We start from the raw sequence: 575 nt of genomic DNA on the forward strand, positions 1-575 counted from the left end.
TTCTTCAGCGATAACGGCGAGTATCTGGTGACGGCGGCCGGGTATCACTTCGAGGAGAACCGCTACGCCAGCGGGGAGGGTGAAACCGTTCACCGCACCGACTTCACCGTTATCCCGGCATCGGTCTCCTATCGTCCGGCGCAGAGCACCGCGTGGCCGCGCACCTACGGCCCGCAGACGGCGAAAGTCGTCGGGCCGCAGGGAGAGAGCATCTGGACGGACAAATACGGTCGCGTGAAGGTGAAGTTCCACTGGGACCGCCTGGCGAAGGGGGACGACACCAGCTCCTGCTGGGTGCGCGTGTCGAGCGCCTGGGCGGGCCAGGGCTACGGCGGGGTGCAGATCCCGCGCGTGGGCGATGAGGTGGTGGTGGACTTTATCAACGGCGATCCGGACCGGCCGATTATCACCGGGCGCGTGTACAACGACGCGAGCATGCCGCCGTGGGCGCTGCCGGCAGCGGCGACGCAGATGGGCTTTATGAGCCGCTCGAAGGACGGATCGGTCGATAACGCCAACGCCCTGCGCTTTGAGGACAAGGCGGGTGCGGAGCAGGTGTGGATCCAGGCCGAGCG

Annotated in this window: 1 protein-coding gene; it reads left to right on the forward strand. The window is 66.6% G+C overall.

Annotation, left to right across the window (positions count from 1 at the left end):
• On the forward strand, positions 1-575 hold a 575-nt coding region (gene tssI / locus IM304_RS22190; RefSeq protein ID WP_193361528.1), incomplete at both ends, for a type VI secretion system tip protein TssI/VgrG.

Origin of the sequence: Enterobacter cloacae complex sp. P40C2 (assembly GCF_014930695.1) — a bacterium.
Classification (GTDB): Bacteria; Pseudomonadota; Gammaproteobacteria; order Enterobacterales; family Enterobacteriaceae; genus Enterobacter; species Enterobacter pasteurii.